Annotated in this window: 27 protein-coding genes, 2 tRNA genes and 1 pseudogene; 12 read left to right on the top strand and 18 right to left on the bottom strand. The window is 44.9% G+C overall.

Features of this window, described 5'->3' with window-relative positions; all coding sequences use genetic code 11:
* The 3 genes from L2744_RS19115 to gloB form a co-directional block, all read right to left on the bottom strand.
* Positions 1–815, bottom strand: an 815-nt coding sequence (locus tag L2744_RS19115; protein WP_248993391.1) for an IS110-like element ISShes7 family transposase, incomplete at its 3' end; no start/stop codon positions are given.
* Between the two features lie 308 nt (positions 816–1,123).
* Positions 1,124–2,671, bottom strand: coding sequence for a LysM peptidoglycan-binding domain-containing protein (locus L2744_RS19110; RefSeq protein WP_248993390.1), 1,548 nt, complete (start codon positions 2,669–2,671; stop codon positions 1,124–1,126).
* Positions 2,672–2,913: 242 nt separating this feature from the next.
* Entirely contained in the window at positions 2,914–3,717 is an 804-nt protein-coding gene (gene gloB, locus L2744_RS19105) for a hydroxyacylglutathione hydrolase (RefSeq protein ID WP_248993389.1), read from the bottom strand.
* Positions 3,718–3,890: 173 nt separating this feature from the next.
* Between gloB and L2744_RS19100 the strand changes: the two genes are divergently transcribed.
* Both L2744_RS19100 and L2744_RS19095 read left to right on the top strand, forming a co-directional pair.
* A complete protein-coding gene (locus L2744_RS19100) occupies positions 3,891–4,625 on the top strand; it encodes a class I SAM-dependent methyltransferase (RefSeq protein WP_248993388.1) in 735 nt (244 codons plus the stop codon).
* Positions 4,626–4,647: 22 nt separating this feature from the next.
* A complete protein-coding gene (locus tag L2744_RS19095; protein WP_248993387.1) occupies positions 4,648–5,544 on the top strand; it encodes a LysR substrate-binding domain-containing protein in 897 nt (298 codons plus the stop codon).
* A gap of 172 nt (positions 5,545–5,716) precedes the next feature.
* Here the strand turns inward: L2744_RS19095 and rnhA are convergent, their stop codons facing one another.
* Complete coding sequence (rnhA, locus tag L2744_RS19090) at positions 5,717–6,187, bottom strand: ribonuclease HI (protein WP_248993386.1); 471 nt, start codon at positions 6,185–6,187, stop codon at positions 5,717–5,719.
* A 70-nt stretch (positions 6,188–6,257) separates the two neighbouring features.
* Between rnhA and dnaQ the strand changes: the two genes are divergently transcribed.
* The 4 genes from dnaQ (at position 6,258) to L2744_RS19070 (ending at position 8,855) form a co-directional block, all read left to right on the top strand.
* Positions 6,258–6,986 (top strand): DNA polymerase III subunit epsilon, encoded by a 729-nt coding sequence (gene dnaQ / locus L2744_RS19085; RefSeq protein WP_248993385.1) that lies wholly within the window; start codon positions 6,258–6,260, stop codon positions 6,984–6,986.
* Between the two features lie 10 nt (positions 6,987–6,996).
* Complete coding sequence (locus L2744_RS19080) at positions 6,997–8,364, top strand: TIGR03503 family protein (protein ID WP_248993384.1); 1,368 nt, start codon at positions 6,997–6,999, stop codon at positions 8,362–8,364.
* A gap of 168 nt (positions 8,365–8,532) precedes the next feature.
* Positions 8,533–8,609, top strand: a tRNA-Asp gene (locus L2744_RS19075).
* 169 nt (positions 8,610–8,778) lie between these two features.
* Positions 8,779–8,855: transfer RNA gene (locus L2744_RS19070), tRNA-Asp, on the top strand.
* A gap of 270 nt (positions 8,856–9,125) precedes the next feature.
* On the opposite strand, the gene L2744_RS19065 is transcribed toward L2744_RS19070, so the two are convergent.
* The 8 genes from L2744_RS19065 to L2744_RS19030 form a co-directional block, all read right to left on the bottom strand.
* Positions 9,126–9,992 carry an OmpA family protein gene (locus L2744_RS19065; RefSeq protein WP_248993383.1) on the bottom strand — a complete coding sequence of 289 codons (867 nt, stop codon included), beginning with the start codon at positions 9,990–9,992 and terminating at the stop codon, positions 9,126–9,128.
* On the bottom strand, positions 9,989–10,417 hold the full coding sequence (locus L2744_RS19060; RefSeq protein ID WP_248993382.1) for a DUF4398 domain-containing protein: 429 nt from the start codon (positions 10,415–10,417) through the stop codon (positions 9,989–9,991). The genes L2744_RS19065 and L2744_RS19060 overlap by 4 nt, the downstream gene beginning before the upstream one ends.
* A gap of 115 nt (positions 10,418–10,532) precedes the next feature.
* A complete protein-coding gene (locus L2744_RS19055) occupies positions 10,533–11,360 on the bottom strand; it encodes a BON domain-containing protein (protein ID WP_248993381.1) in 828 nt (275 codons plus the stop codon).
* A gap of 92 nt (positions 11,361–11,452) precedes the next feature.
* On the bottom strand, positions 11,453–11,821 hold the full coding sequence (locus tag L2744_RS19050) for a hypothetical protein (RefSeq protein WP_248993380.1): 369 nt from the start codon (positions 11,819–11,821) through the stop codon (positions 11,453–11,455).
* A gap of 383 nt (positions 11,822–12,204) precedes the next feature.
* Positions 12,205–12,972, bottom strand: a complete 768-nt coding sequence (locus L2744_RS19045) for a Crp/Fnr family transcriptional regulator (RefSeq protein ID WP_248993379.1) — start codon at positions 12,970–12,972, stop codon at positions 12,205–12,207.
* Between the two features lie 120 nt (positions 12,973–13,092).
* On the bottom strand, positions 13,093–13,791 hold the full coding sequence (locus tag L2744_RS19040; protein WP_248993378.1) for a Crp/Fnr family transcriptional regulator: 699 nt from the start codon (positions 13,789–13,791) through the stop codon (positions 13,093–13,095).
* Between the two features lie 133 nt (positions 13,792–13,924).
* Entirely contained in the window at positions 13,925–14,236 is a 312-nt protein-coding gene (locus L2744_RS19035; protein ID WP_248993377.1) for a BON domain-containing protein, read from the bottom strand.
* Between the two features lie 42 nt (positions 14,237–14,278).
* Positions 14,279–14,440, bottom strand: a complete 162-nt coding sequence (locus L2744_RS19030; RefSeq protein ID WP_011789526.1) for a DUF3309 family protein — start codon at positions 14,438–14,440, stop codon at positions 14,279–14,281.
* Positions 14,441–14,733: 293 nt separating this feature from the next.
* Between L2744_RS19030 and L2744_RS19025 the strand changes: the two genes are divergently transcribed.
* Complete coding sequence (locus L2744_RS19025) at positions 14,734–15,153, top strand: PRC-barrel domain-containing protein (protein ID WP_248993376.1); 420 nt, start codon at positions 14,734–14,736, stop codon at positions 15,151–15,153.
* Positions 15,154–15,263: 110 nt separating this feature from the next.
* On the opposite strand, the gene L2744_RS19020 is transcribed toward L2744_RS19025, so the two are convergent.
* Genes L2744_RS19020 through L2744_RS19010 form a run of 3 tightly spaced genes read right to left on the bottom strand, consistent with a single transcriptional unit; the run spans position 15,264 to position 16,390 of the window.
* On the bottom strand, positions 15,264–15,614 hold the full coding sequence (locus L2744_RS19020; RefSeq protein ID WP_248993375.1) for a hypothetical protein: 351 nt from the start codon (positions 15,612–15,614) through the stop codon (positions 15,264–15,266).
* Positions 15,604–16,074: a phage holin family protein gene (locus tag L2744_RS19015; RefSeq protein WP_248993374.1), complete on the bottom strand. Its 471-nt coding sequence runs from the start codon at positions 16,072–16,074 to the stop codon at positions 15,604–15,606. Before L2744_RS19015 ends, L2744_RS19020 begins: the two co-directional genes overlap by 11 nt.
* Positions 16,064–16,390: a hypothetical protein gene (locus L2744_RS19010; RefSeq protein ID WP_248993373.1), complete on the bottom strand. Its 327-nt coding sequence runs from the start codon at positions 16,388–16,390 to the stop codon at positions 16,064–16,066. The genes L2744_RS19015 and L2744_RS19010 overlap by 11 nt, the downstream gene beginning before the upstream one ends.
* Before the next feature lie 343 nt (positions 16,391–16,733).
* On the opposite strand from L2744_RS19010, the gene L2744_RS19005 reads away from it, so the two are divergent.
* The gene (locus tag L2744_RS19005) at positions 16,734–17,393 is read left to right on the top strand and encodes a GGDEF domain-containing protein (RefSeq protein ID WP_248993372.1); all 660 of its coding nucleotides are present in this window, start codon (positions 16,734–16,736) and stop codon (positions 17,391–17,393) included.
* Positions 17,394–17,864: 471 nt separating this feature from the next.
* Positions 17,865–19,850, top strand: coding sequence for a cation:proton antiporter (locus L2744_RS19000; protein WP_248993371.1), 1,986 nt, complete (start codon positions 17,865–17,867; stop codon positions 19,848–19,850).
* A gap of 84 nt (positions 19,851–19,934) precedes the next feature.
* On the opposite strand, the gene fadE is transcribed toward L2744_RS19000, so the two are convergent.
* Entirely contained in the window at positions 19,935–22,382 is a 2,448-nt protein-coding gene (gene fadE, locus L2744_RS18995; protein ID WP_248993370.1) for an acyl-CoA dehydrogenase FadE, read from the bottom strand.
* Positions 22,383–22,625: 243 nt separating this feature from the next.
* Here fadE and L2744_RS18990 point away from each other — a divergent pair, with 243 nt between their 5' ends.
* On the top strand, positions 22,626–23,405 hold the full coding sequence (locus L2744_RS18990; protein ID WP_248993369.1) for a class II glutamine amidotransferase: 780 nt from the start codon (positions 22,626–22,628) through the stop codon (positions 23,403–23,405).
* Positions 23,406–23,577: 172 nt separating this feature from the next.
* Here the strand turns inward: L2744_RS18990 and L2744_RS18985 are convergent, their stop codons facing one another.
* Together L2744_RS18985 and L2744_RS18980 are read right to left on the bottom strand one after the other, a co-directional pair.
* Positions 23,578–24,369 carry a DUF3108 domain-containing protein gene (locus L2744_RS18985; protein WP_248993368.1) on the bottom strand — a complete coding sequence of 264 codons (792 nt, stop codon included), beginning with the start codon at positions 24,367–24,369 and terminating at the stop codon, positions 23,578–23,580.
* Between the two features lie 191 nt (positions 24,370–24,560).
* Positions 24,561–24,989, bottom strand: a complete 429-nt coding sequence (locus tag L2744_RS18980; RefSeq protein WP_248993367.1) for an MGMT family protein — start codon at positions 24,987–24,989, stop codon at positions 24,561–24,563.
* A 288-nt stretch (positions 24,990–25,277) separates the two neighbouring features.
* Here L2744_RS18980 and def point away from each other — a divergent pair, with 288 nt between their 5' ends.
* Positions 25,278–25,769, top strand: a complete 492-nt coding sequence (def, locus tag L2744_RS18975) for a peptide deformylase (protein ID WP_248993366.1) — start codon at positions 25,278–25,280, stop codon at positions 25,767–25,769.
* A 211-nt stretch (positions 25,770–25,980) separates the two neighbouring features.
* Positions 25,981–26,106 (top strand): annotated as a pseudogene (locus L2744_RS21610) (rhombotarget lipoprotein); the annotation flags it as partial.
* Positions 26,107–26,215 lie beyond the last annotated feature (109 nt).

Raw genomic sequence — 26,215 nt, 5'->3', positions numbered from 1 at the left:
CTGTTACCTCGTTTGGTTATGCCGCCTAATTTCTGTTTTCCCCCACTGGAAAACTCTTTAGGAACCAGTCCTAAATTTGCAGAAAAATGCCGAGCACCATGATAGCCAGAGCCATCTCCGGCAAATGACACCGCGGCAGTGGCAATGATTTCTGCAACGCCTCTTATACCCATTAGTCGCTTGGCATCTGGGTGCGTTCTTGCTTGCTGTTTGATGTCTTTTTCCAGCGAACCAATTGCAACGTTGATCGCACGCAACTCTTCCATCAGCTCACGCATGTATTGGCGTGCAATCGTAGTAAGTTGATTACTGGCATCCTCAAGTAATTCCGGCAGAAAAAGATTCAATGGATTACGTCCTTTAGGGAGGGCTATTCCATATTCACTTAGTAAGCCTCTGATTTGATTGGTTAGTGCAGTGCGTATTCTGATCCGGCGCTCGCGAATTCTGTGGGTAATGATGATATCAACCTGCGCTAAGGTTCTCGGCTGGACGAAAATCAGGTTCGGTCTCTGCGCTGCCTCACAGATAGCGAAGGCATCATTGCGATCATTCTTATTGCCTTTTACAAATGGCTTAACATGCTGAGGCGGGATCAGTTTGACGTCATGCCCGAGAGAAAGTAACTCTCTGCCCCAATAGTTAGAGCCACTACAAGCTTCCATCGCAATAGTGGCATCAGGGTAAGTACGCAGAAAAGTCAGGAGTTGAGCACGTTTAATCGAACGGTTAAAAACACTCTTGCCTGCTTGATTAACTCCACATACTTGGAAGATATTTTTTGCGAGATCAATTCCTATTAGTGTAACTTTCATTTTGGACACCTTTTGTTGTTATTGAACGTGCAAATTCAATATGGCGTAAATGACGCCTACTTCACAAGAGGTGTCCATCCCATCATCCTTGCAGCACTTCCTCGCGAGGGGGCACGCTTAGAGGCACACTTGGCTGCTAAGATCCTTGGATCAGAGGTTAACACTATGGCTCCCGTGGTTTTATTGTTGAAACCTAAATAATGTTAATGGGCCGACTGAGTTAATATTGAATCGTGTTACAGCAAAATGGCAGCGTTCCTAAGGTTCGCTGCCATTTTGTTAGTTGTCGTTATGCTAAATTTTGTGTACTAGGCGCTTAACTTGCTTTCATCTACAACCAGTTTTAATACTTGGCCAGGTTGTAAATATTGCGTTGGGGTTAAGCTATTCCATTCTAATAATTCGGTGATTGTTACTTTAAACTTGCTGGCGATCCGAGCCAATGAATCACCGGATTTAACTTTATAGCTGACGGTACGGGTTAGTTCGGCTGCAGTTTCAGTGTTTTTAGGCGCTAAAATGGCCAGCTTTTGCCCCCTTTGCAGTTTGCTATCTTTATTCAAGTGATTCCATGCGGTCAGCTGTTTGACTGTGACATTATATTTTTTTGCAATTTCCCACAGGGTATCACCGGATTGCACTTTGTGAGTCAATTGAGTACTGGTTGAAGATAGCGATTTTTTCGGTAATTTCTGGTTGGTAGATTGTGCGTATAGCTGCTTATCATCTGCCGATACTGGAATAATCAGATGTTTACCTGCAACAATAGTGTTGTTTTTCATGCCATTAGTTTCACGGATAGCGGCAATCGTTGTATGGTGTTTTTTAGCGATTATTCCAATACTGTCACCGGATTTGATGGTATATCGCAACCAACTCATCCTTGCTTCACTCTCAGTCTCTGCAAGGGCTTTTTTAAAGTCTTCAGACTTATCAATAGGTAATACTAAGGTGTGTGGTCCCAAAGGTGATGTTGCCCAGCGATTATAGCCAGGGTTGAGCCTTTGCAGCTCGATCGTGGTCATATTGGCAAGCCCTGCTGCCATAGCAAGATCAATTTGGCTATCAATATCAACAACTTCAATTGAAGGGGTATTCTCAATTGGCGCTAAAGCAATGCCATATTCATCGGCATGTTTAATCACTTCAGCGAGTGCGAGGAGCTGGGGCACATAACGTTTTGTTTCTTTGGGTAGATTAAGTGACCAAAAATCCGTTTTTAGTCCTTTTGCCTCATTATGCTTGATAGCATTGAGAACCCGTGATTCACCAGAATTGTAGGCTGCAAAAGCATAGAGCCAATTATTATTGGTTTTATCATAGAGATATTCCAACATATCCAAGGCGGCAATCGTCGAGGCTGGCACATCGCGGCGACCGTCATACCACCAGTTCATTTCCAATCCAAAGTGGCTGGCCATAGGTGTGGTAAATTGCCATAACCCCGAAGCGGCACTGGCTGATGATGCTGAGGGGTCGAAGGCGCTTTCGATAATCGGCAGTAGTGCAATCTCAATAGGGAGATGACGTTTCTCAAGCTCTTCCACAATCATGTACATATAAGGTGCAGCACGCTCAGAAATAATTTCGAGATGCTTTGGATTTTTGATGTACCAATCACGGTATTGATTTACTAATTTTTGGTCAGGAATAGGTAGTTGCATTCCTTGACGAATTCGTTCCCACACATCGGTAATTTGAGCCGATTCGATCTCAGATGCGAGATAAAAGGGAGTGACTGTATTTGGGTTTATGACGGCTTTAACTTCTGGCTTAGTTATCTCAGGATTGTCCAATGTTTGGCAACCCGTGAGTAGGGCAAATCCCCCCACTACAATATAAAGTGATACTCTCATGGAAAACGGTAGTCCTCTGTTAGTGCATTGTCAGTACCTTATGCGATCAGGTTAATAGCATGATTTTTATTAAGATAATGACAACACAGCGCGCAAAGTATTCACGCAAAAACGAGCCATTCTATGGGATCTTTTCGATCTTGTCCCTTAATTATCTTACATATTGTAAGGCTACTTTTGACTTACATCATCAAAAGTGGAAAAAACTGTATAAATTTCAATCTGAAATTGATCTGTTTTTGCTAAAAAATATCTTTCCACTGCCGAAGCCGCGTAAAACAGGTGAGTTCATCTAATTTGATGGGATCCTGATCGCAAAAATGTTGGTTTATGCTGTCAATAATGCTTTGTTCTCCCACGCGTAAAAAGGGATTGATAGCCCGCTCCAATTCAATGCTTGAGGGGATCGTAGCCCTATTTTGAGCGCGCATTTCTGTGACTTTTTGCGCGTATGCCTGTAAATCTAGATTGTTCGGCTCCACCGTTAGGGCAAATTTAAGATTAGAGAGGGTATATTCATGGGCGCAGTAAACTCGAGTATTCACAGGAAGTTTGGCTAATAGCGTAAGAGATCTAAGCATTTGTTCTGCGGTGCCTTCAAATAATCGACCACAGCCTGCACTGAATAAAGTGTCACCACAAAAAAGTGCATCTTTAATGACATAGGCAATATGTCCAGCTGTGTGGCCTGGCACATTAAGCACTTGTATCTTGTGGTTAAGGAAGGGGAGGGTTAGTTCAGTGAGCGTTTCAGGATTAAGTGGCACATTGACATGATCAATCATTTCCTTTTGTGGCCCGTAAACCTGCAGTGTTTGTGATGAGGTTTGCTCAACATAATGCATAAGTTCAGCGACACCGCCAGTATGATCCTGATGGTGGTGCGTGAGCAAAACACCTGCTAGTGCTAACTGATGGGATCCTAGATATGCAATGACTACCTTAGCATCGCCAGGATCGACAACATAAACCTGTGAATGGGGAGTTTGTTGTAACACCCAGATATAATTGTCATTAAAGGCTTTGATCGCTGTTATAGTGAGCATTGAACCGTCCGATGGCTGTATTTCGATTTATAGATAAGGTTATTATCCACAAGTGGATACACTTTGGCGACTTTTGCCATAATACATTGTGCCCAGCACCTGGTGATATAAGCTTGATGCACCCAATTTTGTTAGCTTCAATGGCTATAGTACAAGGATAACGGAGGAACTTTGTGTCGTATTTCAGTACTGAACGCAAGCCTGAACAATGGGAAGATTTACCCAATGGTACTGCACTACAACTTGCAGTGGCAGAGAAATTAGCTAACTGGTGGCCGCGGGTATTTGGTTACCATTTACTAAAGCTCGGTCCCCTAAGTGCTGCCCTATCCAGTATGGAATCCCCTGTAGCGCATCATTTTTCCTTATCCTCAAGCCAAGATGCTTCACTTATTGGCGATTTTTGTCATCTTCCGCTGCAAAATGGCGTAATCGACGCTGTAGTCATGAGTCTACTGCTAGAATTTGAGCCCGATCCCTACCGTATTTTACGTGAAACCGACCGAGTACTTATCGCTGGCGGCTATTTATTTATTGTGGGTTTTAATCCGCTAAGCCCTGTTTTTTTAGGTAAGTTATGGCCTAAATATCAAGATTGTTTGCCTTGGAATGGCCGCTTTTTTATGCCATCACGGGTGAGAGATTGGCTCGGACTTTTAGGGTATCAAGTGGTGAGTGATGAGCGTTTGGTGTATCACCCTTTGATTGGTGAATTTAGCGAAGGGCGTTTTTTACAGCAGACATTAGCGTCTTGGTTGCCAAGTACAGGGAGCTTATATTTGATTGTCGCGCGCAAGTTAGAATCGCCACTAACCCCTATTCGCGATAAACGTAAAATATTGCAGCCTAACTGGAGCGCGGCACCAAGTGCGGGCCGCTCTGGGCATTTATCCGAACATTCAAAATAACCGTTGTACAAACGAGTGTGATATGCGAATAACCTTAAGGCAACTGGCCGTATTTGAAGCCGTGGCGCGAAGCGGTCAAGTTGCTAAAGCGGCTGAGCAAGTTAACCTTTCTCCTCCTGCGACTTCTATGGCATTGGCTGAATTAGAAAAACAGCTTAACGCTAGACTTTTTGAGCGTATTGGCAATCGCTTACAATTAAATTCCCAAGGCAATTTACTGTTACCGCTGGCAACGGATTTATTACACAGAGTCGAGCAGATCGAGCAAGCTTTTACTTGCCAAGGTGGCGATCTTATTGGGCATTTAAGCGTAAGTGCCAGTTCGACAATTGGTAATTATTTACTCGCCAAGGCCGCTGTGGCTTTTTGTCAGCAACATCTTCAAACCCATGTGGATGTGGCGATCACTAATACCCAAGATGTTATCCAATCGGTAGCACAGTTTCGTTCAGAAATGGGCTTTATCGAAGGCCATTGCACTGATAATCGATTGAAGGTTGAGGTTTGGCATAAGGACACATTATTAGTGTTTTGTCATCCAGCGCACCCACTTGCTGGCAAAACCGTAAAACCTGCCGCACTTAAAGGACAATCTTGGGTGCTGCGAGAAGAGGGATCAGGCACTCGAGAATATTTTGTTAATGCCGCTAATGAGTTAGATATGCGGCCTGAAGCTAAATTCTGCTTTACTACGCCGGATGCGATTAAACATGCGGTCAAGCAAGGTGCGGGTTTAGGCGTGTTATCAGAGCTTGCTCTGGATAAGGAGATAAGCCGAAAAGAATTGGCACTGGTGACAGTTGAAGGACTAGTGTTAGAGCGCCAGTTTTACCGCATTACCCATAAGAGCCGTCAAGCGACCACTTTAGGGCAAGCCTTTGTGCAGTTTTGCGGTAACTTCTTCAATATTACTAACTAGGAAGGACCGTTCAATAGTAGACACCTAAAGCGATATCAACCGCAAACCCACATAAATCCATGTGGGAAGGGCGGCTTATTGAAGTCCGCTTGCTGTGGCTGATATTGCACAATTAACAACGCGCATTGGGTGTGTAAAACAGCATAGATATAGAGCACGTTTAATGGTTGGTTTACGGTTGATAACCTTCGTCTACTTGGGTTGGATTCGCTTCGGCGGCAGTACGTGCGAGGATATCGCAACGCTCATTTTCAGCGTGGCCTGCGTGACCTTTTACCCATTGCCAATCAATAGTATGCATTTGCGAAGCTTTATCTAAGCGTTTCCATAGATCGACATTTTTGACTGGGGTACGGTTTGAGGTCATCCAACCTTTTTTCTTCCAACCGTGGATCCAAGTCATAATCCCTTGGCGCATATATTGACTATCACTGGTCAGAACGACTCGGCAGGGTTCTTTAAGACTCTCTAGGGCGATGATTGGTGCCAGTAATTCCATGCGATTATTGGTCGTAAGTGCAAAACCGTCGGACATCTCCTTTGTATGGCCCTTATAATTCATTACAATGCCATAGCCACCGGGACCGGGGTTGCCTAAGCAAGAGCCGTCGGTGAAGATGTGGATCAGTTTTAGTTCAGTCATCGAGTTGTTACCATAGCCGTGAATTTCGGCCGAGTATAACCAAAAATTGTCATAAGAAGCGCATAAAAGTATGAATATTATCTCAAACGCCAGCCGCCAGATTATTTTGGATACTGAAACCACAGGTATGAACCAAGGCAGTGGTGCTATCTATTTAGGTCACAGAATTATTGAAATTGGCTGCGTGGAAGTTATCAATCGTCGGCTCACTGGACGTTATTTTCATCAATATATCAATCCAGGACAAGCCATTGATCCTGAAGCAATTGCCGTTCACGGTATCACAGATGAGCGAGTCGCGAATGAACCGCGTTTCCACCAAATAGCACAGCAATTTATTGAATTTATTAATGGTGCTGAAATTGTGGCCCATAACGCAAACTTCGACGTGAGCTTTATGGACCACGAGTTTTCGATGTTGCCTTCTAAAGGCCCGAAAACGGTGGATATCTGCGATATTCTCGATACCTTAGAAATTGCTAAATTTTTGCATCCCGGGCAAAAAAATAACCTCGACGCCCTGTGTAAGCGATACGGTATTGATAACTCCCGTCGTCAATATCACGGCGCATTACTCGATGCTGAGATCCTTGCCGATGTTTATCTGATCATGACGGGCGGGCAAACTAAGTTCAATTTATCTAACGAAGAAGTTGGGCAGGAAGGGGGGGGGATCCAGCGATTTGCTGCCGATTCACTTAATCTTAAAGTGATCTCTGCATCGGCCGATGAACTAGCTATGCATGAACAACGTCTTGATTTAGTCGCAAAATCGGGAAAATGCCTCTGGAGAGGATAAATAATCTGTTATGACGATTTCGCTCCCTACGACCCTATTCAATACCGTCTTAATGCTTGGCACTTTATTGCTCAGCACGAACGCGTGGGCGGTGAACACACCAGCACCCGAGAAATCTAAAACTCCTACTATTAAAGTGGTGCCATTAGAAACTGCATCTGAGCTTAAAAATCGCTTTAGAGTCGATCATATGATCACCAGTATGACGCTATTGATTGAGCGTGAGTATGGTTCAGCGCCCGTAGTGATTGTGTTGCCAGACGGCAGTAAATGGTATGCCAATCGTCACCCTGAAACGGTGAAATGGGTCGATGGTATTACAGGCGACATTATTTACATTGAATCCCCGCCAGTAGGCCCATGGCAACTAGTGGGAAAAGTGGTACCCACCTCAACGATTAAGAGAGTCTCTAAGCTTGAAATTGAAGTCCAAGCATTACCACAGCCGCTATTTCAAGGTGAGCAAATTAAAATCATTGCCCAACTGATGGGTGATGCCGAACGTGTTTATATGCCAGGTTTAGATTATCTAGTGGAATGGACGGCACATTTTGTCAGTAAGCATCGCGCAGGTGATGAAAATTTTGCGGTTGGGGATATTATTGTTGGTTCCTATAAAGATAACGGCGAGGCTTTCGATGAAAGGCCTGGCGATGGCATATTCACCAGTAATGTTAATATCAAGCAGCCATGGGGAGACTATGACTTTGTGGTTAAGGCCCGCAATAACGTATTTGATCGCCAAGTCTCATTTCCTTTTAGGCTTTCACCACGACCGATTAATGCCGAAGTGATCATTCCTGATGATCCTTTAACGGGTCAATGGAAAATTATGCTTCATGCCGATAACAGTGTCCTACAGTTGGCAGAGACACATTTTTCATTTGAGTTAGTGGGGCCCGCTGGATTACAGCTTCCCATTATACTCAATGGGTTAACTGAGCCAGATACTGAGTTGCCATTACCGCAAGTTTCTGAATTTGGTAGTTACCGCATTAAGGGGTTTGCGGCAACCACTACCGTGACAGGGCGAGAGATAGTGCTTGATTTACCTGAACTGTTTTTTAATTTAGTTCAGCCGCCAGAACCGCCCCCCAGTGCCGAAGAACTGGCTGTCGTGGCCGCACAACAAGCCGCAGAGGAAGAAGCTCTTGCAAAACAAGATGCCATGTTTTGGATAATTACCATTAACGCAGTATTACTTGTTTTAGGGATTGTGGGATTAGTCGTGTGGCGCAAACGTCAAAGTCTTGCTCAAGCATTAGCCGCCGCAGAGCAGCGTCTTTTGGATGAAGCAACTGAGAATAAATCAGCTATGCCATCCTTAGATGATATCGATCTCACAATGCCGGATGAATTTGATAATAAGGACCGTTAGTTAAATTTTTACCTGTAGTGGCTGGAATACAATAATTACGCGAATATTTTGCTCTTAAATCAGATATTTTCAGTAAGTTTGGCGAATTTTTAACTAAACGATCTCAGAGTGTGAAAAAAACGGTTGACGCTCGCTAACCCCATCCGTATTATTCTGTGCAACTTGAGTGGAGCGGTAGTTCAGTTGGTTAGAATACCGGCCTGTCACGCCGGGGGTCGCGGGTTCGAGTCCCGTCCGCTCCGCCAGTCAAGTTAATGAAAAATAAAGCTATGATCCTCTATTAGCATTATATTTCTGGAGCGTTAGTTCAGTTGGTTAGACTATCGTTTTGACATCGGCGGCCTGTCACGTCGGGGTTAGCGGGTTCGATATTCGATGTTCGATACTCGTCAGATAATGGATACGGAAGAATTTGGAGCGGTAGTTCAGTTGGTTAGAATACCGGCCTGTCACGCCGGGGGTCGCGGGTTCGAGTCCCGTCCGCTCCGCCAAATTGCAAAAGCCCCATCGAAAGATGGGGCTTTTTGTTTTTCTATTGTGCTTATTTTTATTACAGTGTGATAGCGAGCCCTTTCAGCACTCAATCTGCATACAACCTAATATGATGTAAGCGTTTCTGATTGAATGTTGATAAAAACATCAACATCAGCTGGTTAGCGCTTGCACCTTGAAGTCTAGTGATTGCGCTTTGTACTGTAGTTGGATCACACTTCAAGCTGTCACTTTATCCTAATCTTCGACTATAAGTCACCTAGCAAGGTTTATCGTTGTGCCTGCGGTGCGTTGGTAATAATCACTTCAACTCGACGGTTTTGTTGGCGTCCACTTGCAGACTCATTATTCGCAACCGGAAAGCTTTCTCCTTTACCTTGGCTGCTGAGTCGACTGGATTGAACCCCTTGTCCCTGCAGAAAATTGCTAACGCTATCAGCCCTTCGCTCTGATAGGCCAAGGTTATATTCCTCAGTACCTACGCTATCGGTATACCCTTCAATGATGGCGCCACGTTGTGGATATTTACCAAGAAAGGTTGCTAGGTTCGTTAGATGTTGACTAGTCGATGACTTAAGATTTGCCTTGCCGGTGTCGAATAAGACATCGCCCAAGGTTACAACCCAACCACGTTCTGACTCACGGGCATTAAGCAGCGCAAGCTGTGCTTGTGCATCATCGCTTTCCTGACGAGCATCCGCCGCATCAGCACGGGCTAGGCGCGCATCCTGATGCGCTTGATTGGCCTCAGTCGTCCTAGCATCGAGTCTGGCATCATCGCGGGTTTTGGCGAGAACCTTTTGCTGATCCTCTGCAAAGCGGCTCTGCGCTTGGGTTAGGGCAATATTGACTTTTCGGTCGGCAACAAACACTAGATGTTGTGACAGTTGTTCATCTTTCACTGGTTGCTCAGCAGCACGTACCGCTTCTTCAGCTTGACTGATTGCAGCAGGTGCTAGGATTGCCAGCTCATTATTCGCTTGCAGTGTGTTAAGTTCTGCACGGATATCGATGATGCCGTCTGCCATCTTAGGCGCACTGCTACAGGCTGCCACTGTGGTCAGCAGCAGGCTATATGACAGTAATTTACGGCTAAAACGCAAGGGTGAAACCGACGAAGCTCTGGGCATTTTCATTGCTGAATTCCTTGTGTACGGCGCAACATTTCCTGCTGCAGAATGCTGATATTGTTTTTCATTTCATCATTGACACTGTTAGCCTGTGCCAGTTCAGCGCGGGCCAGCGCAAGCTCGGCGTCAAGACTTGCCTCAACGGCATAACGATCGGCGTTGACTGTATCCTTTTTTAACAAGGCACCGTTTGCGGCTTGCAGTTTCTGTCTGGCCTGTGCCAGTTCATTGGATGCATATTGACCGGCTCTTGCTTGTTCGACGCGGGCGATAGTACGTTCTGCACGCTCCATTTCTGCGGTTTTAGCCAAAGGCGATGAACTGCAGCCGCTAATCGCTATTGCAATGAAGCCTGCCAACAAGAAGGGCTTGGCTCGCAGCAGACCGATTGAGAACTGCTGCGGTTGTTGTTGATTTTTCTTGATGTTCATTTGAAACTCCTTTACAGGAAACAGTGTATCGAGTGTGGCCCTAACGTTTGCTATTCAACCATGCACAGTTAAATATGCTGGTGAATAGCACTATTTTTGAGTGTGTCGATATTGGTTAGAATGTTAGTTCTTTGGATGTAACACTTTTAACACCACGGATATTCTGTGCTGTTTCAACCGCTAATGACTGTTCAGTACCGCTGGTCACTTTACCTGTCAGTGTCACAATACCGTTGTTGGTACTGACATCGATGTCAGAGCCATTAATATTGCTCGAATACATAAAACTGGATTTTACTTTAGTGGTGATCCAGCTATCTGAAATGTTGCTACTCTCAGCGTCGTCTTTCAGTTTGGCTTTTTCGTCTTTGCTGACCGCAGCGCTTTGGATTTTCAAATTATTGGTCACTGATTTAACGCCGCGAGTATTGACTGCCAATCGATTAGCAATGTCTTTTGCGTTCTGGTTGTTTGCTGTGCCATTGAGAGTGACTCGTCCCGATTTGGTCATAACCTGTGTAGCAACGTCATCGACATCTTTATTCCATTGCAGTTTCGAGCGAATTGCGGCCGAAATATTGGCATCATCAATTTTGTCGCCAAAACCATTTGAGTTAGCTTTCGGCATATAATTAGCGTCAACGACTATCTGGTTATCAACATCTTTAATACCCGACACTCCTTGAGCGATTTCACCCGCGAGTTCTTTATTAATTTTTTCATCTACTTTGCCTGTCAACACTGCCTTACCTTCTTGCACAGTGACTTTTAGGTCATTGGCACGCAAATAGGGACTAAGGGCATAACTCGTGGTGATTTGGCTTTCTTGGCGCACATCGTCCATGGACATCGTTGCTTTATCAGCGGCAGATGCCGACTGCAGCGGTGACAGGGTGAGTAAGATGGCTGATGTAAGCAAAAGTTTGCGATACGATGGATTCATGATGGTACTCCGTGAAGGTAAGAGAACCAGTGCGGCAATAGCTGCACTGGCTTAGTGCTAAATACGGTTGCTATTTAGTGCAACCGTAAGGTTTAGCATTTGCATTTATCAATAAAGCTTTTTACCTGTTTGCTCGAATCGTCTTTATTCAACGAATAATGTCTTTGCACTAGTTCATTTAGGTTGGCTTCATTGCCATTTGATTTGACCAATTCAGCTTCGCTGATTTTGCTCCAATTACCTTTTGCGGCTTTGATCTGGTCTTGCCACTTACCGTTAAAGGCATCTTTTTGCTGATTTTGTGTATCTTTGCTGGTGCCTACTTCCTGTTTGGCTTTATCCCCAACGATGGTTTTGCCCATCTGGCTGTTGCTGGCTGTGACCGGTGGATTGGTTTTGTTGGTTTTGGTATTTTGTGCATCTTTATCGATGGCTTTATTTTGTTCAGTGAACTTATTCATATTAAACCCCAAGTAATCCGGTGTAGTGCAAGAGTGCATGAACCGTAGATCCAGAATGGCCTGTTGAGTATTGAACGTCTGTGCGTTAGCGCGCATGCAATCGGCGGCTTTAATATTCGTCGTTAGGTGTCGACTTGGCTGGGGAAACATGATTTGTGGAGCAAAATATTGAGGATAGACAGTGCTATACGGAAGTTTAATATTGGCAGTATCAGTATACGCAATGCTTGCGTACCGGTTCTGATGACTGCCCGTTTTCGTTTAGGGGTTGTACCACTGACAGCCTAGCCATCCGTTGTCCGAACTTTCACCCAGTGAAGTACGTTCTATGGCGATAAAGGTTGATAAGGGTATTAATGACTGAAATAGATCAGAGATCTCTGCTATTTTTTAGTGCAAGTTTTTAGTGGCATCAGACGTTCTGACTCCTGTTTAACGACCGAGTAACATTCACAACAGGTTTGTTCCAGTAATTTGCGGTCCACCACCTCAATATTACCGCGGCTGTAATTGATAATTCCCATGCGTTGCAGTTTGCCGGCAGCATCGGTGACGCCTTCGCGACGAACGCCAAGCATATTGGCAATCAATTCTTGCGTCATCATCACCCGTTCATCGGATAGCCTATCAATTGAAAGTAGCAACCAACGACACAGTTGTTGTTCGATACTATGGTGGCGATTGCACACCGCCGTTTGGGCCATTTGGGTCAGCAATACCTGACTGTAACGCAGCAACAGGTGGAGCAGGGCACCATGGCGATTAAATTCATCTTTAAGTCGTTGACCAAACAACCGATAGGCAACGCCAGCACTTTGTACTACAGCTCGACTGGTGGTGCTTTCTCCTCCCATAAATAGTGCTACGCCGACCATACCATCATTGCCGACAACGGCAATTTCAGCGGATGCGCCATTTTCCATCACATAGAGCAGTGAAATAATGGAGTCCAGTGGGAAATAGACATAACGCAGTTTCGAGCCAGCTTCACAGACCACGTCCCCGAGCTCTAATGACACTATTTCCAAATGCGGGAAAATACGCTCTTTGACCTCATCTGGTAAGTCATTTAATAACCGGTTGTATTCTGGTGGGTAATTAGCTTTTGTCGGTACGTATTCTGGTACAGCTTTCAGTTGTTGCCTATCCATTGGTATAGTTTGTCCTTTGCGGTGTGTAGCTTATATAAGGTTACAGCGCAAAGCGCTGATGCTATGTACGCTAACGCACATAGTGACAGATTTGTCGGGTTTTGAACAAAAAATATACGATTAAGTGCGCATTGTACGATAACAACTGCAGCAACGCGCCAGCAGACCTTGTCTGTCGAGGATATGTAACCGCCCACGGTTATATGAAATACAGCCGCTGTTCTGTAACTCTCCCGCAGCCTCGGTAATACTGCTTCGCCTAACACCCAACATATCGGATAAAAATTTATGGGTTAAAAACAGCTCATTGCTTTGAATGCGGTCGTGGCTCATTAATAGCCAGCGTGCAAGCCTAGATTCGACTGAGTGAAAATGTGCGCAGACGGCATTTTGTGATAATTGGCATAATAATTGGTGTAGGTATGTCTCCAATATCAGCCTCAGATTGCTGCTTTGTGCTAGTAACTCTTCAAATATTGCAATTGGGATACGCCAAGCTTTACCCGAACCTTGGATGATTGCCTCTGAAGGGACTTGCCGAGTGCTCAGCAAGGTCGTCGCCCCAAGCATGCCTTCGTAACCAATTAAACCCATTTCCAATGCAGGGTGTTTAGGGAGTTTGGCTATCAATGAAATAAAGGCCGTTAAGGGGAAATAGACATATTGATATGACTCCCCTGGCTGGCACAGTAAATCGGCGAAGTTAAGTTGTATTAATTCAGCTTGCGACAATATATTTGCTTGCTCTGCCACGGGTAGATGACGGATTAATAGGTTCTGAACCTGTGGCTCTAATGTGTCTTGGATCGTAGTTGACATAGCGGTTCCTACCACTGGTGGCATGGGTCTCACCAGAAGATCTGCAGCAAAAAAGAAGGTCCGCAACGCCAGAACGGGCTGCGGAATGATTGAAGCTAAATGACCAGTTGCCTAGTCGAAGTCGAGTGAAGGGTTATTTCAGCTGTATATCGTTTTTGACTGAAACGACGCCCGGAACTTTGCTTGTCACTTTCACTGCTGTATTGATATCCTCACGCGATTTAACAAACCCGCTGAGCTGGACTACGCCTTTAAATGTTTCAACATTGATCTCAGCCACTTTTAAGCTTTTTTCACCTAAAATTGCCGCTTTAACTTTAGTCGTGACCACGCTGTCGTCGAAATACTCGCCAGTGCCTTCTTTGTTGTAATCGGAACTGCAACTGGCAACGGCGACTAGACCCACGGCAAGCAGAAAGATACTTAAAACTTTAATCGTTTTCATCAGATTATCCTTTTGATAAATAGTAAGAGTGGTAATGGTCCATTAACTGATGCGACCGGTTAACAGCAATATAATCAGCACCAGTAGCACGATGCCTATAACGCCACCGGGACGATAGCCCCAGTTGCGGCTATGAGGCCAGGTGGGGAGCATGCCGAGAAATAACAAAATTAAAATAATCAATAATATAGTAGCAATTGACATGGGCGAGTCTTCCTGATGCCGGAGCAACTCTTGCACCGGGTAACATCAAGTTTGTACCCCAACAAAGAGTATGTCGGTACGTTGTCGCACGTAGCCAGGAGTGATAAGGAGATATGTGTTTGGTAGTTTTATTCATATGAACTGATAAGCGGCACGCCGAACAGAGATTGTGATTGCAGGGGGACATACTTTGACCAATGTCCGTTGACGGACATGTTCAGTAGAGCCCAAAGTTTGGTGCTTCACTTATCCAGTTGCTCAGTTCCATGGGCAGCGCTACAGAGGTCAACAAAATGAATTATCATGATCGCGATATTTACGGTATTTACAAGAATCCACAGTTCGCCGAGACATTATCGACACAGGGACCCGGTCCATATCTGATGGGTGCTGAAACTCTGATCGGTAACAGTGTTGTTAACCATGCTGATGAGACCTTAGGGGACATCAAAGAAATTATGCTTGAAGTAGGAACTGGCCGTGTCGGTTATGCGGTACTGTCATTCAGTACTTACTTTGGTTTTGGAGAAAAGCTTTTTGCGGTACCTTGGAAAATGCTGACTCTTAATACAGATAAAAAATGTTTTGTTATGGACATATCATTAGAACGACTAAAAACGGCGCCAGGTTTTGACAAGGGTCATTGGCCAAATATGACAGATGTTGAATGGGGAAAAAATCTGCACGATTACTATGGTAGTCAGTGGGATTAATAGATAGTAAAAAGCAGGGGATTTCTCCCCTGCTTTTTTAATTCAATCATTGATGGGTGATAAATATGGACGAGTTGATTGTAACCGCCAGGTCGTCGCCCAAACGCATTTTATCTAGGGGTTGGTTTGCTTACCGTTGCAGCCATGGTTGGCTGTATGCGCGCTAACAACAAAGGTTTGATCCAGCGTAATCCCCAAAGTAACCAGAATGAATAACTGCGAAGTGGTGCCAGCCATAGGAGCAGGCCTGTACGGACTTGATGTAACGGTTGCTTGCTGTGGTTTGCTGTGTAGCACCATATTAATCCTACACCCAGTAACACGACTCCCCCCTGAATGACTGATGACTTCAGTTTTGTGGCCATTTGCGTTTGCAGTTGTCGGCGCTTGGTGCCGGTATGTTGTAAATGATCCAGACATTGTTGAATGTTATTGCTGAGATTATCCTGTTTAGACATCATTACTGCTCCTTGGCTCTTGGGAGGACGATGTAGCCGTCTCTACCTCTGTCACCGATAGACTTTCAATGGTGGCCGGAAACCGCAGAAAACGACTGTGATAACGGATCAACCTTACGCAAACCAACATAGCCAATAGTTGTAGCAACCATAGCAGCAGTAAACCTTGCCAGGGCAAAAGTCCAATGGCTTGAAGGCCTAACCACAGCAATTGCAGGGACAACACCCAAGTGCTTAACAGCAATAAAGCTGCAAAAAAACCAAGGATGCACATGGCAACTAGGCTTTCTGCAGCTCGCTGAGTTTCCAGAGTAAGCAATTGTAATTGTTGCCTAAACTGAGTGCGGATTTGCTGGATAAACTCACCCAGCATCCCGCTCAGACTATCGCTCTTTTTTGGGGAGGGCTCTGTTACAGTCGACGTTGGTGTGATCACCTCTGCCGGTGGTATGTTAGTCGGCACGGGATTTCAGCAACCAGCTAAGAGCACACCCAACGAGGACGGCGGCACCCAGCATTGCAACTGGACGGCGTTGTATTTGACCGCGCACCGCATTGCCTAAACGGATCCCTTGTGCGTTTAGCTGCTCAGAGCGTATATCAAAATTCTCAACGCCTTGGCTGGCTGCGCTGGCAAGTTTGTCTACAGTGTCATGGACTTTAGCACTTAAATTATCAATGGCTGGATGCGCCGCTGCCGAAGCTTCGTCAATAGCATTGTTCAAGCCCTTTGATTTAAATTCTGTAGTGCTTTTAGTTGTGTCGATAGGTGTTTGCATAGCTACCTCAAATAACTGTCCTAGTTGCACAATTGCTTTACGGGACAGGAGACTTAACTCTGGCAGCTTTAAAATTGCGGTTCAGTGCGCTGGCGCACCCACCATTAGTTGTGGGTGCGCCTTAGAAATCGCTCACTGAAAATACTGCGCGGTTATACACAAACCTCACCTGAAACCATGGTCAATTGATGTTGTGGCCTATCTACTTACACACATTGATTATGCGGGTATTTGAATGAAGGGAGATGGAATGTGTGTTAGCGCACTGTAGCGGGTTACGCTAACGCTTTAACATACTGTACAGTTTTTACGCTGGTTGGATTGTTTAACATAGGAGAACAGGATGTCAGTGCTTTTGGTTCGTGAGCCCCTCATCAAGGAGATAACAACATCGCGAATAATTCACCAGGCTTTATTGTATGAGAACGCACAGTTACAACGAGCGCTTAATGTCGCCTTACAGCAGATCGCTGACGATCAAAAAGCATTTTTACTTTTAAAACAAGAAATGCTGCTGGACCCATTGACGAAAACGCCCAATCGCCAAGTATTTCAAGATCGAGTTGAACAAGCGTTACAGCATGCAAAACGCAGCGCTTTACAACTGGCGGTAATTTTTATCGATATTGATGGCTTTAAAGCCATTAATGACAGGTTAGGGCACAATGCTGGGGATCTTGTCTTAACTCAATTTACCGCAATTTTAAAGCAATGTTTGCGATCCAGTGATACGGTGTCTCGATATGGAGGAGATGAATTTGTCATTTTATTGCCAGAGATTGGCTCAAGTGATGATGCCAGTGCTATTGCGGTTAAAATTCTCAAAGCATTGGCACGGCCAATGCGAATAGGCACCACGAGACTGACCTTAGAGGTCAGCTTGGGGATTGCGCTCTATCCGAGTGATGGAGAGTGTGTTAGGTCATTGACTCACTCTGCTGACGGTGCCATGTACCAAGTCAAAAATGCTGGCGGTTGTGGATTTCAGTTCGTAGGTGCATAAACTTTCGTAGGTGCATTATATCGTTAGGTCCTACTCGATTATCTTCGGATACGTGCGCCATGACGACGATAATGAGCCGAACCACGGTTATTGACGGATAATCATGGATGCAACGTTATTTTTAGACCACAGTATTACGTGCCTTCTGGTCATTTAAGATCCTGCAAAAGCCTCATCGAAAGATGGGGCTTTTAGTTTTTCGACGGTTATTGAGGCTATATCCTAGGGCCCTAATATCTATGCGGTATTTTTGTGTTTTCAGGTTTTAACTACTGCTTACTATCTCGCTTGGCTTGCCTGTGTCCTAAAGCCCAAGCGCATCGCCACTGCAGCACATGTTTTACAGTGCTTAGATCTTTACTGCTATTGTATAGCTAATCGATAAATTCAGCGTTGAGTTCACGCTACTGTCATCTGCATCATTAAGGCTAAGCTCGTTGGTATTTAGCTGACTCACTTAAAGGATTTTTTATGGTTGAACACATTACTGGGATGTTAGCACTCATTGGGGTGCTATCACTTTTTTGTCAGTGGGTTGGTTGGAAATTAAGATTACCTGCAATTTTACCTCTGTTGCTATGCGGACTGACACTCGGTCCTGGACTTGGTGTACTCGATCCTGATGCCATTTTTGGTGACTTATTGTTTCCGATTATTTCCTTGGGGGTTGCGGTCATATTATTTGAGGGTGCTTTAACGCTTAATTTTAAAGAAATTAAAGATCATGGGCGTATGGTGACTCATCTAGTGACCATTGGAACTGTGATCACTTGGGCATGTATCAGTACGGCGACTTTTTATTTACTGAATTTTAGCTGGGAAATTGCCCTGCTTTTTGGCGCTTTAGTGGTTGTCACTGGGCCGACGGTGATAGTGCCAATGCTTAGAAGTGTGCGGCCTAAATCGCAGCTTGCCAGTATCTTGCGTTGGGAGGGGATTGTTATTGACCCCATTGGTGCACTGCTTGCGGTGCTGGTCTTTGAGTATATAACGGTCTCTGGCGATCCCACCATCCATGTACTTTATGCACTGGGCTCTATGTTATCTCTAGGACTTGGGCTTGGCGCTGTGGCTGGCTATTCCATTGGACAAGTACTACGTCGTAACCTGTTGCCACATTATCTACGTAATACTGCAGTGTTAACGCTGATGTTAGGGGTTTTTGTTGGGTCGAATCTTTTGCAGGAAGAGTCTGGATTACTCACTGTCACTGTGATGGGAATTTGGCTAGCAAATATGCGTGGTGTTGATATTGCTGAAATTCTGGAGTTTAAAGAGACATTAACTGTACTTTTGATTTCTGCACTGTTTATTTTACTGGCCGCAAGGTTAGATTCTAATGCCATGATAGATTTAGGGTGGGCTGGGATTGGAGTTTTGGCTGTCACTATGCTGGTTGCACGCCCCCTCAGTATTTGGGCATCTGGAGTGGGTACATCTCTCTCAAAGGCGGATAAGTGGTTTTTATGCTGGATAGCGCCACGGGGAATTGTGGCTGCGGCAGTATCGTCATTGTTTGCCATCAAGTTAGAAGCTAATAATGTGCAAGGCGCAGATGCCATTGTTCCTTTGGTTTTTTTAATTATCATTGGCACTGTGGTGATCCAAAGCTTAACCGCTGGACGCTGGGCGAAATATCTTGGGGTTAAATCCGGTTCTGCCCAAGGCCTATTAATATTTGGAGCTTCTAAATTCTCCCGCGAATTGGCGAAAATATTAAAAGCAAAAGCCGTTAAGGTCCTCTTGGCAGATAATAACTGGGATAATATTCGCCTTGCGCGTATGGATAATATTCCGGTGTATTTTGGTAATCCTGCGTCTGAACATGCTGAAACCTATATGGATTTAACGGGGATAGGCCGAGTACTTATTCTCTCGCCTTATCGGCAGTTAAATCCTTTGGTGACGTTTCATTTCCAAGATTTCTTTGGTGAGAAAAAGGTGTTTGGCCTCAATAATACCGAGTCCGGCAGTGCGCGCCATCAGCTATCTGAAACCTACAAACAGCGTTTATGTTTGTTTGGTGATGCGGTTTCCTACGCCAAGATAGCGAGTCTGATGTCCAGAGGCGCCCAGCTTAAAGTGACTAACTTAACCGAGAACTTCAATTTTGAGCAGTTCCGTAAACGTTATGGTGAAACGGCGTTACCCCTGGTTTATATCACCAAAGAGGCTAAGGTCGTGGTCGTTTCGGGTAATGATACTGTGTTTCCGACAGGTATTGAGCTTATCAGTTTGTTGCCGATTGAAGCCTTGGAGGAGGCTAAAATTCAGCAAGCTATCGCGGAGCGAGAAGCGCTTGAGGCACAGGTTAACGCTGCCGAAGAAGCTGCTCTTGCGAAAGCAAAGGACAGAGTAGAGCAACTGAGCCTTGAAAAGGTAAACCTTGAGGCGAACGTAAAAGACAGCGCTAATGGCTCTATTCAGGGTGGGGAAGAAACGCTTGCGAAGAAGTAATTGAGCATTACAGTTTACCTATGAAAAAAGAAAGGAGGCCATTGGCCTCCTTTTGATTGCGTTACAACTTATGGGGTGCGGCTATTAAGCTGCGCGTTCCTGTGACGTCGTCGAAACCACTTCAGGGCGCAGTTCCGCGGGGTCAAAGTCATCCACATTGATTGACTTCATACGGCCAATTTCGGCTCTTTCAAGCAATTGCACTTCGGTATCACTCAACACCCCTAAGGCTTTACCTTCTGCGGCGACTTTATCTAACCACATAAATGGCAGACGTTTACCGCTCGCCTTACAAACTTTGTCATGCAAAGGCTCTGACGCTAGGATGTCTAATAGGGTTTGTTCTTGAATACCCACAGCATTGTGCTCAGAGTTAGTCCAGAATTGACCTTTACCTAAACGGTTACGGCTCTCACACGGTGTTTGCATAATCTTAGCGACTTTATGATCCAGCACATCGCTTGGGCGTTTCAGTGGGCGACCGAATGGGAACATTACCACACGTAACACACCGCCTAGACCCATAGGGAAGTTATCCAGCAAGTCATCTAAAGAAGCCTGTAACTTGTACAGCGCATCCTCAACAGCCCATTGCACTAATGGCAGATCGTCGGTTTGACGGCCTTCATCTTGATAACGTTTTAGTGTGGCAGATGCCAAATACAGTTGGCTGAGTAAGTCACCTAAACGTGCTGAAATACGTTCTTTACGTTTTAGATTGCCGCCTAAGGTTGCCATGGCTAAGTCAGATAGTAGGGCAAGGTTGGCGCTAAAACGATTCATATGCTGATAGTAACGCTTAGTTTTATCAGAATAGGGCGAGTTTGAGAAAAGGCTCGATGTCAGACCTAACCAGAAGCTACGGACAAAGTTACTGGTAGCAAAACCAATATGGCCAAAGATAGCTGCATCGAAGTTAGCTAAACCTTGACCCGATTGGGTATCAAATGCTGACTCCATTTCTGCAAGTACGTATGGATGGCAACGAATAGCGCCTTGGCCGTAGATGATCATAGAACGGGTTAAAATGTTCGCGCCTTCAACGGTAATCGCGATGGGGGCAGCTTGGTAGCCACGACCTAAATAGTTATTAGGGCCAAGACACACACCTTTGCCACCATGAATATCCATGGCATCGATAATGCATTTCTGCATTCTGTCGGTCAGGTGATATTTCACTATCGCAGAAATAACCGATGGTTTTTCACCTAAATCGATACCTGTGGTTGTCAGCGAAGTGACCGCGTCCATCAGATAAGCGTTACCGCCAATACGTGCCATTGGCTCTTCGATACCTTCAAGCTTACCGATAGGCAGTTTGAATTGGCGACGAATACGAGCGTATGCGCCCGTTGCTAGGGCTGCGGTTTTTATCCCACCCGCTGAGTTTGAAGGTAAGGTAATACCGCGGCCTACGGATAAACATTCCACCAGCATACGCCAGCCTTGACCTGCCATTTTCGGGCCGCCAATGATGAAGCTTAAGGGCACGAATACTTCATTACCTCGGGTTGGCCCATTTTGGAACATACAGTTTAGCGGAAGGTGACGGCGACCCGTTTCAACTCCTTCAACATCGGTTGGGATCAAGGCACAGGTAATACCGAGCTCTTCTTTATCGCCTAATAGATGGTCAGGATCGCGCAGTTTAAAGGCTAAACCTAACACAGTAGCAACCGGTGCTAGGGTGATATAGCGTTTGTTCCAGGTCAGCTTCATCCCGAGGATTTCTTCGCCTTCCCATTGACCTTTACAGACGATACCAAAGTCAGGGATCGAACCCGCATCGCTACCGGCTTCTGGGCTGGTCAGTGCGAAACAGGGGACTTCAAGCCCTTTGGCTAAACGCGGTAAATAATGATTTTGTTGCTCTGGCGTGCCGTAATGTTGCAACAGTTCACCAGGGCCTAAGGAGTTTGGTACGCCAACGGTTGAGGCTAATTCGCTGCTTACACCCGCCAGCTTTTGTAACACGCGAGATTGTGCATAAGCTGAATATTCTAATCCGCCGTATTTTTTCTTGATGATCATCGCAAAGAAGCCGTGATCTTTCAGGTATTGCCATACCTCAGCGGGTAAGTCTGCCAGTTGGTGTGATACTTGGTGTTGGTTCACCATGCGGCACACTTCTTCCACAGGGCCGTCTAAGAAGGCTTGCTCGTCCGCACTTAAACGGGCAACGGGATAATTGTGGAGTTTTTTCCAGTTGGGGTTGCCCGCAAACAGATCGGCTTCCCACCATGTGGTACCTGCCTCAATCGCTTCTTTTTCGGTAGAAGACATTTCGGGCATAATGCCGCGGTATACCTTCATGAGTGGGCGACTGATAACGTTTTGTCTAAATGCACTGATGTTCAGTGGCAAGGCAATCGCAAGGAAAACGATCCAAGAGATAGGGCCGACAACATCGAGTGTCCATCCAGCTGTCATCACAACAGCGGCTGCAATAGTGGCAGTGAGCAAAGATACCCGAAGGTAAGCTAGGGCTCCTAGCACTAAGATCATAGCGATGATCCAAAGTAGGGTAGTCACTGTAATTCTCCTTAAGTATGACCGAGTGCCAACCACAGGTCATAGCGAGTTTTATTGATGGCGATCACAATTATTGTTTGTGGTCAGACCTGTGTCGCATAAAAGTTAAACCTAAGAGAATTTTAATACAAGTATTTTTCAAACAATTGTTTAAATTTTTTGTCGATTCTGATCGTTCCACAAATGTCATCAACTAGTTACAATGCAAAATAATGGATAGTTGAAAGATGATAGGCGAGAAATATGTGTGAATTACTGGCGATGAGCGTCAATGTGCCAACCGATATTGTGTTTAGTTTTACGGGATTAGCGCAACGAGGTGGGGTAACGGGTCCCCATGTTGACGGTTGGGGTATTACTTTTTACGAAGGTAAAGGTAGTCGTACTTTTAAGGATGCTTGTCCTAGCAGCGAGTCACATATTGCAAAATTGATCAAATCTTACCCGATTAAAAGTGAAGTGGTGATAAGTCATATTCGTCAGGCAAATCGTGGCTGTGTGTCGCTAGAAAACACCCATCCTTTTACCCGTGAGTTATGGGGGCGTTATTGGACCTATGCTCATAATGGTCAACTGACTGACTATCAGACAATGTTTCAAGTTTCTCGCTATCAACCGGTAGGGGATACCGACAGTGAGCTCGCATTTTGTTGGATCTTAGAGCAAGTTGCCCACAAGTTTGGTGATGCTAAACCCGAGGATATGTTAGCGGTATTCCACTTTGTCGCTTGCTTAGCCGAGCAAATCCGTGCCTTGGGGGTATTCAACATGATCTTAAGCGATGGCGAGCATTTGATGAGCTATTGCAGTAATAACTTATGCTACATCACCCGCCGCGCGCCTTTCGGTAAAGCCAAGCTTATCGATACCGATGTAGTGATTGATTTTGATAAGGAAACGACTGCCCATGATGTGGTGACTGTGATCGCCACTCGGCCATTAACTGAAAATGAAAACTGGCATGTGATGCAGCCTGGCAACTGGAAGTTATTTCGATTAGGTGAGCTATTGGTCGATCGCTAATGTTATCAAGCGATCTATTTATCAAGAGCTCTGTGCGAGTATTATCTGCTGCTTATCACCTTTTATGCGTTAAATCATCAAAGTACCGAGTGCGCGGAACTCAGGATTAAAATGCTGAGCTCCGCCAAAGTGCGATTCAGTTAATTGATTGTTTGCAGCTTAGGATGAGCTGCTAATTTTCACCCGTCCCTAAGAGCTTGGGGGCTGCCTGCGGCACAAGAGTTTCTGTTGGTGCGGGTTCAACGGCTTGCGCTTCATCGAAATGATATGTGAGTAATTTGATATCGAGCTGTTTATTGCCCTTCTCAAAATGGGATAAGCGCACGGGCAGATAGGCTAAGTCCGGCGCCATCCAGAAGAAAGTCTGGCGCTTTTTACTATCACGTATTACTTCGATTTTGACCGTATCATAACTGCCGCTTTCTATTGTCATTCGCTCTTTACCTATGACATGAAACTTATAGTCATCCACTTCATTATCTTTGATCATCTTATAATCGAGTACTTCTTTGCCTTTGCTGATATCTAATCTGAATTGCAGTTGTACCATTAGGGGATCGAATATGCCGTCCTCATAGGGAAACTTGCCTTTCTCGTCTTTATAACGGGTATGGATAAACCCTTGAGCTTTAGCAAAGGCCGTTTGTTCTGTGTAATTGGGGCCGACGCCTTTACGTTGTTGTAAATAGCGTAGGGGAGTGAGTTGCCCTTCCTCTTGGGTGAATTCACTCTGCACATGGCGCACATCAGTCAGTAGCAATAGGCTAAGATCGCTATCAAAACGATATTTAAATACGCCGTTTTCTGCACTGGGGAGTACGTATTTTGCTTTGCCTAATTGAATATCACCATAATTAACTTGATATTCAGCGGTTTGCGGGGTAAGTGGAGTCGGTGTTGCCATGGCAAACACACTGTGGGTGAGTGCGGAAATGCTCACTAATAATGCTGGAACGGTGCGCAAATAATGCTCCTTATGTCGCAGGTTTTCACCTTGTATGACGACGCTAACATGTGCCGCAGTGGATAAAAAAGTGTCGAGTAGCATCTCACTTACACAGTTTTCATTGTTAAAAAGATAACAGTCATTGCTTTAATCTAGGTTATAACTGAGGTATTAGCCCATGTAAACAGGTTATAGATCAGCAGATTAAACTAGAATGGCATCGCCATAACTAAGGTCGCCAGATCGGGGCGCCACTCAAACTCAGACAAGTTAACTTTACCTCGGTTCACTACTACTCCCTCAATTCGTAATAATTCCATTTGTTCCTGAAACGAGGATGAGTTTTTTTCGAAGGAAATTTTGCCTTGGCTATTTAGCACTCGATGCCAAGGCAGTGATAAGTGCTCAGGTGCTAATTTAAGTGCTTTAGAGACATAACGCGCTCGCCCTGGTAAGCCAGCAAGATCGGCAACTTTGCCATAGCTGCTGACCTTTCCCTTTGGGATCATACCAACGATATGCCAAATTTTAGCCATAGGGGACAACACCACAGCCTGCATAGGTGCTGTTTTTAAACCCTCTTCATCGAGTTTCAGATAGGGATACAGGGGGGATTTATCTTTATGAAACGGCGACATGAATGGGTACCCTTATAAGATCTCATATCTGCTAAAGTGGTTAGGCTTGCCAGTTTAACGTTAAACGGCAAGTTGCGAAATCATTGATGCACCTCAGATGAATCACCTTAGGCACTCCCAACGTCGCTTTTAAGATCACTTTTTCGCTTTTAAGATCACTTTGATATATCTACTAACTCGATTGTAATGTAATTTATTAAACTATTTTTAGTTGAAATATTGTGTAAATAGCTAAATAGTTCATAATAGCGCCAATTTTTTTTGACTCGATGAGAGAAGATAACTGGCATGGCTGTACTCGATATTCTAACCATTCCCGATGAGCGCCTTAAACGTAAAGCGCAACCTGTAAAAGATATTGAAGCTGTTCAGGGATTTATCGATGACTTGATCGAAACCATGTATCACACGGACGATGGTATCGGTTTAGCGGCAACTCAGGTTGGCAGTACGGATGCGATTATCGTGATTGACTTATCTGATGGTCGCGACCAGCCTTTAGTGCTGATCAACCCTGAAATCGTCGAAAAGTCTGGCGAGTTTGTGGGCGAAGAGGGCTGCTTATCTATCCCTGGTTATCGCGCTAAAGTCGCCCGCTTTGAAAAGGTCAAAGTGACTGCATTAGACAGAAGCGGCAAGGCCATCGAAATCGAAACCGATGAGTTTTTAGCGATTGTACTGCAGCATGAAATTGATCATTTACATGGCAAAGTGTTTATCGAACATTTATCTATGCTAAAACAACAAATCGCCCTTAAAAAAGTACGCAAATACGTTTAAGCCACCAGTTGATATTTGATACTTTATTGCCATATCCTTTTTAAAGCCGCAGCTAGCTGCGGCTTTATTGTATTTGTCTTTTAACCTTTAATTTGTTACACAACTTGTGGCACAACAGCTTGTTTATGAAGCGATAAATAGTTAAGGTAGCGATAAAGTTCAGCTTGGTATTGTACGGTCAATATCTAAGATTATCAGTGTAGGGAAACATATGAAAACACAGTTAATGGTTGTGATGGCGGGTGTTTTTTTGCTCAGTGGCTGCAGCGCATTTTTTAATGGCAATACCACGGAGAAAAATGCAGTATCCAGCAGTTTAGTGGAATATCTGTACCCTGTCTAGTCCTGAAATAAGTTGACACTTATTTCCACCTAAAACGCCTGATGAACCTCATCGGGCGTTTTGTATTTTAAGGCCAAATGCGGCCGTCGTTGATTATATATGG

This window comes from Shewanella profunda (genome assembly GCF_023283765.1).
Classification (GTDB): domain Bacteria; phylum Pseudomonadota; class Gammaproteobacteria; order Enterobacterales; family Shewanellaceae; genus Shewanella; species Shewanella profunda.
This window is presented reverse-complemented; position numbering and strand designations above follow the sequence as displayed.

Excerpts from the sequence above, each read along its gene's own strand:
- L2744_RS19110 (WP_248993390.1), bottom strand. The coding sequence starts at position 2,671 with ATGAGAGTATCACTTTATATTGTAGTGGGGGGATTTGCCCTACTCACG.
- gloB (WP_248993389.1), bottom strand. The coding sequence starts at position 3,717 with ATGCTCACTATAACAGCGATCAAAGCCTTTAATGACAATTATATCTGG.
- L2744_RS19095 (WP_248993387.1), top strand. The coding sequence starts at position 4,648 with ATGCGAATAACCTTAAGGCAACTGGCCGTATTTGAAGCCGTGGCGCGA.
- rnhA (WP_248993386.1), bottom strand. The coding sequence starts at position 6,187 with ATGACTGAACTAAAACTGATCCACATCTTCACCGACGGCTCTTGCTTA.
- dnaQ (WP_248993385.1), top strand. The coding sequence starts at position 6,258 with ATGAATATTATCTCAAACGCCAGCCGCCAGATTATTTTGGATACTGAA.
- L2744_RS19080 (WP_248993384.1), top strand. The coding sequence starts at position 6,997 with ATGACGATTTCGCTCCCTACGACCCTATTCAATACCGTCTTAATGCTT.
- L2744_RS19065 (WP_248993383.1), bottom strand. The coding sequence starts at position 9,992 with ATGAAAATGCCCAGAGCTTCGTCGGTTTCACCCTTGCGTTTTAGCCGT.
- L2744_RS19060 (WP_248993382.1), bottom strand. The coding sequence starts at position 10,417 with ATGAACATCAAGAAAAATCAACAACAACCGCAGCAGTTCTCAATCGGT.
- L2744_RS19055 (WP_248993381.1), bottom strand. The coding sequence starts at position 11,360 with ATGAATCCATCGTATCGCAAACTTTTGCTTACATCAGCCATCTTACTC.
- L2744_RS19050 (WP_248993380.1), bottom strand. The coding sequence starts at position 11,821 with ATGAATAAGTTCACTGAACAAAATAAAGCCATCGATAAAGATGCACAA.
- L2744_RS19045 (WP_248993379.1), bottom strand. The coding sequence starts at position 12,972 with ATGGATAGGCAACAACTGAAAGCTGTACCAGAATACGTACCGACAAAA.
- L2744_RS19040 (WP_248993378.1), bottom strand. The coding sequence starts at position 13,791 with ATGTCAACTACGATCCAAGACACATTAGAGCCACAGGTTCAGAACCTA.
- L2744_RS19035 (WP_248993377.1), bottom strand. The coding sequence starts at position 14,236 with ATGAAAACGATTAAAGTTTTAAGTATCTTTCTGCTTGCCGTGGGTCTA.
- L2744_RS19030 (WP_011789526.1), bottom strand. The coding sequence starts at position 14,440 with ATGTCAATTGCTACTATATTATTGATTATTTTAATTTTGTTATTTCTC.
- L2744_RS19025 (WP_248993376.1), top strand. The coding sequence starts at position 14,734 with ATGAATTATCATGATCGCGATATTTACGGTATTTACAAGAATCCACAG.
- L2744_RS19020 (WP_248993375.1), bottom strand. The coding sequence starts at position 15,614 with ATGATGTCTAAACAGGATAATCTCAGCAATAACATTCAACAATGTCTG.
- L2744_RS19010 (WP_248993373.1), bottom strand. The coding sequence starts at position 16,390 with ATGCAAACACCTATCGACACAACTAAAAGCACTACAGAATTTAAATCA.
- L2744_RS19005 (WP_248993372.1), top strand. The coding sequence starts at position 16,734 with ATGTCAGTGCTTTTGGTTCGTGAGCCCCTCATCAAGGAGATAACAACA.
- L2744_RS19000 (WP_248993371.1), top strand. The coding sequence starts at position 17,865 with ATGGTTGAACACATTACTGGGATGTTAGCACTCATTGGGGTGCTATCA.
- L2744_RS18990 (WP_248993369.1), top strand. The coding sequence starts at position 22,626 with ATGTGTGAATTACTGGCGATGAGCGTCAATGTGCCAACCGATATTGTG.
- L2744_RS18980 (WP_248993367.1), bottom strand. The coding sequence starts at position 24,989 with ATGTCGCCGTTTCATAAAGATAAATCCCCCCTGTATCCCTATCTGAAA.
- def (WP_248993366.1), top strand. The coding sequence starts at position 25,278 with ATGGCTGTACTCGATATTCTAACCATTCCCGATGAGCGCCTTAAACGT.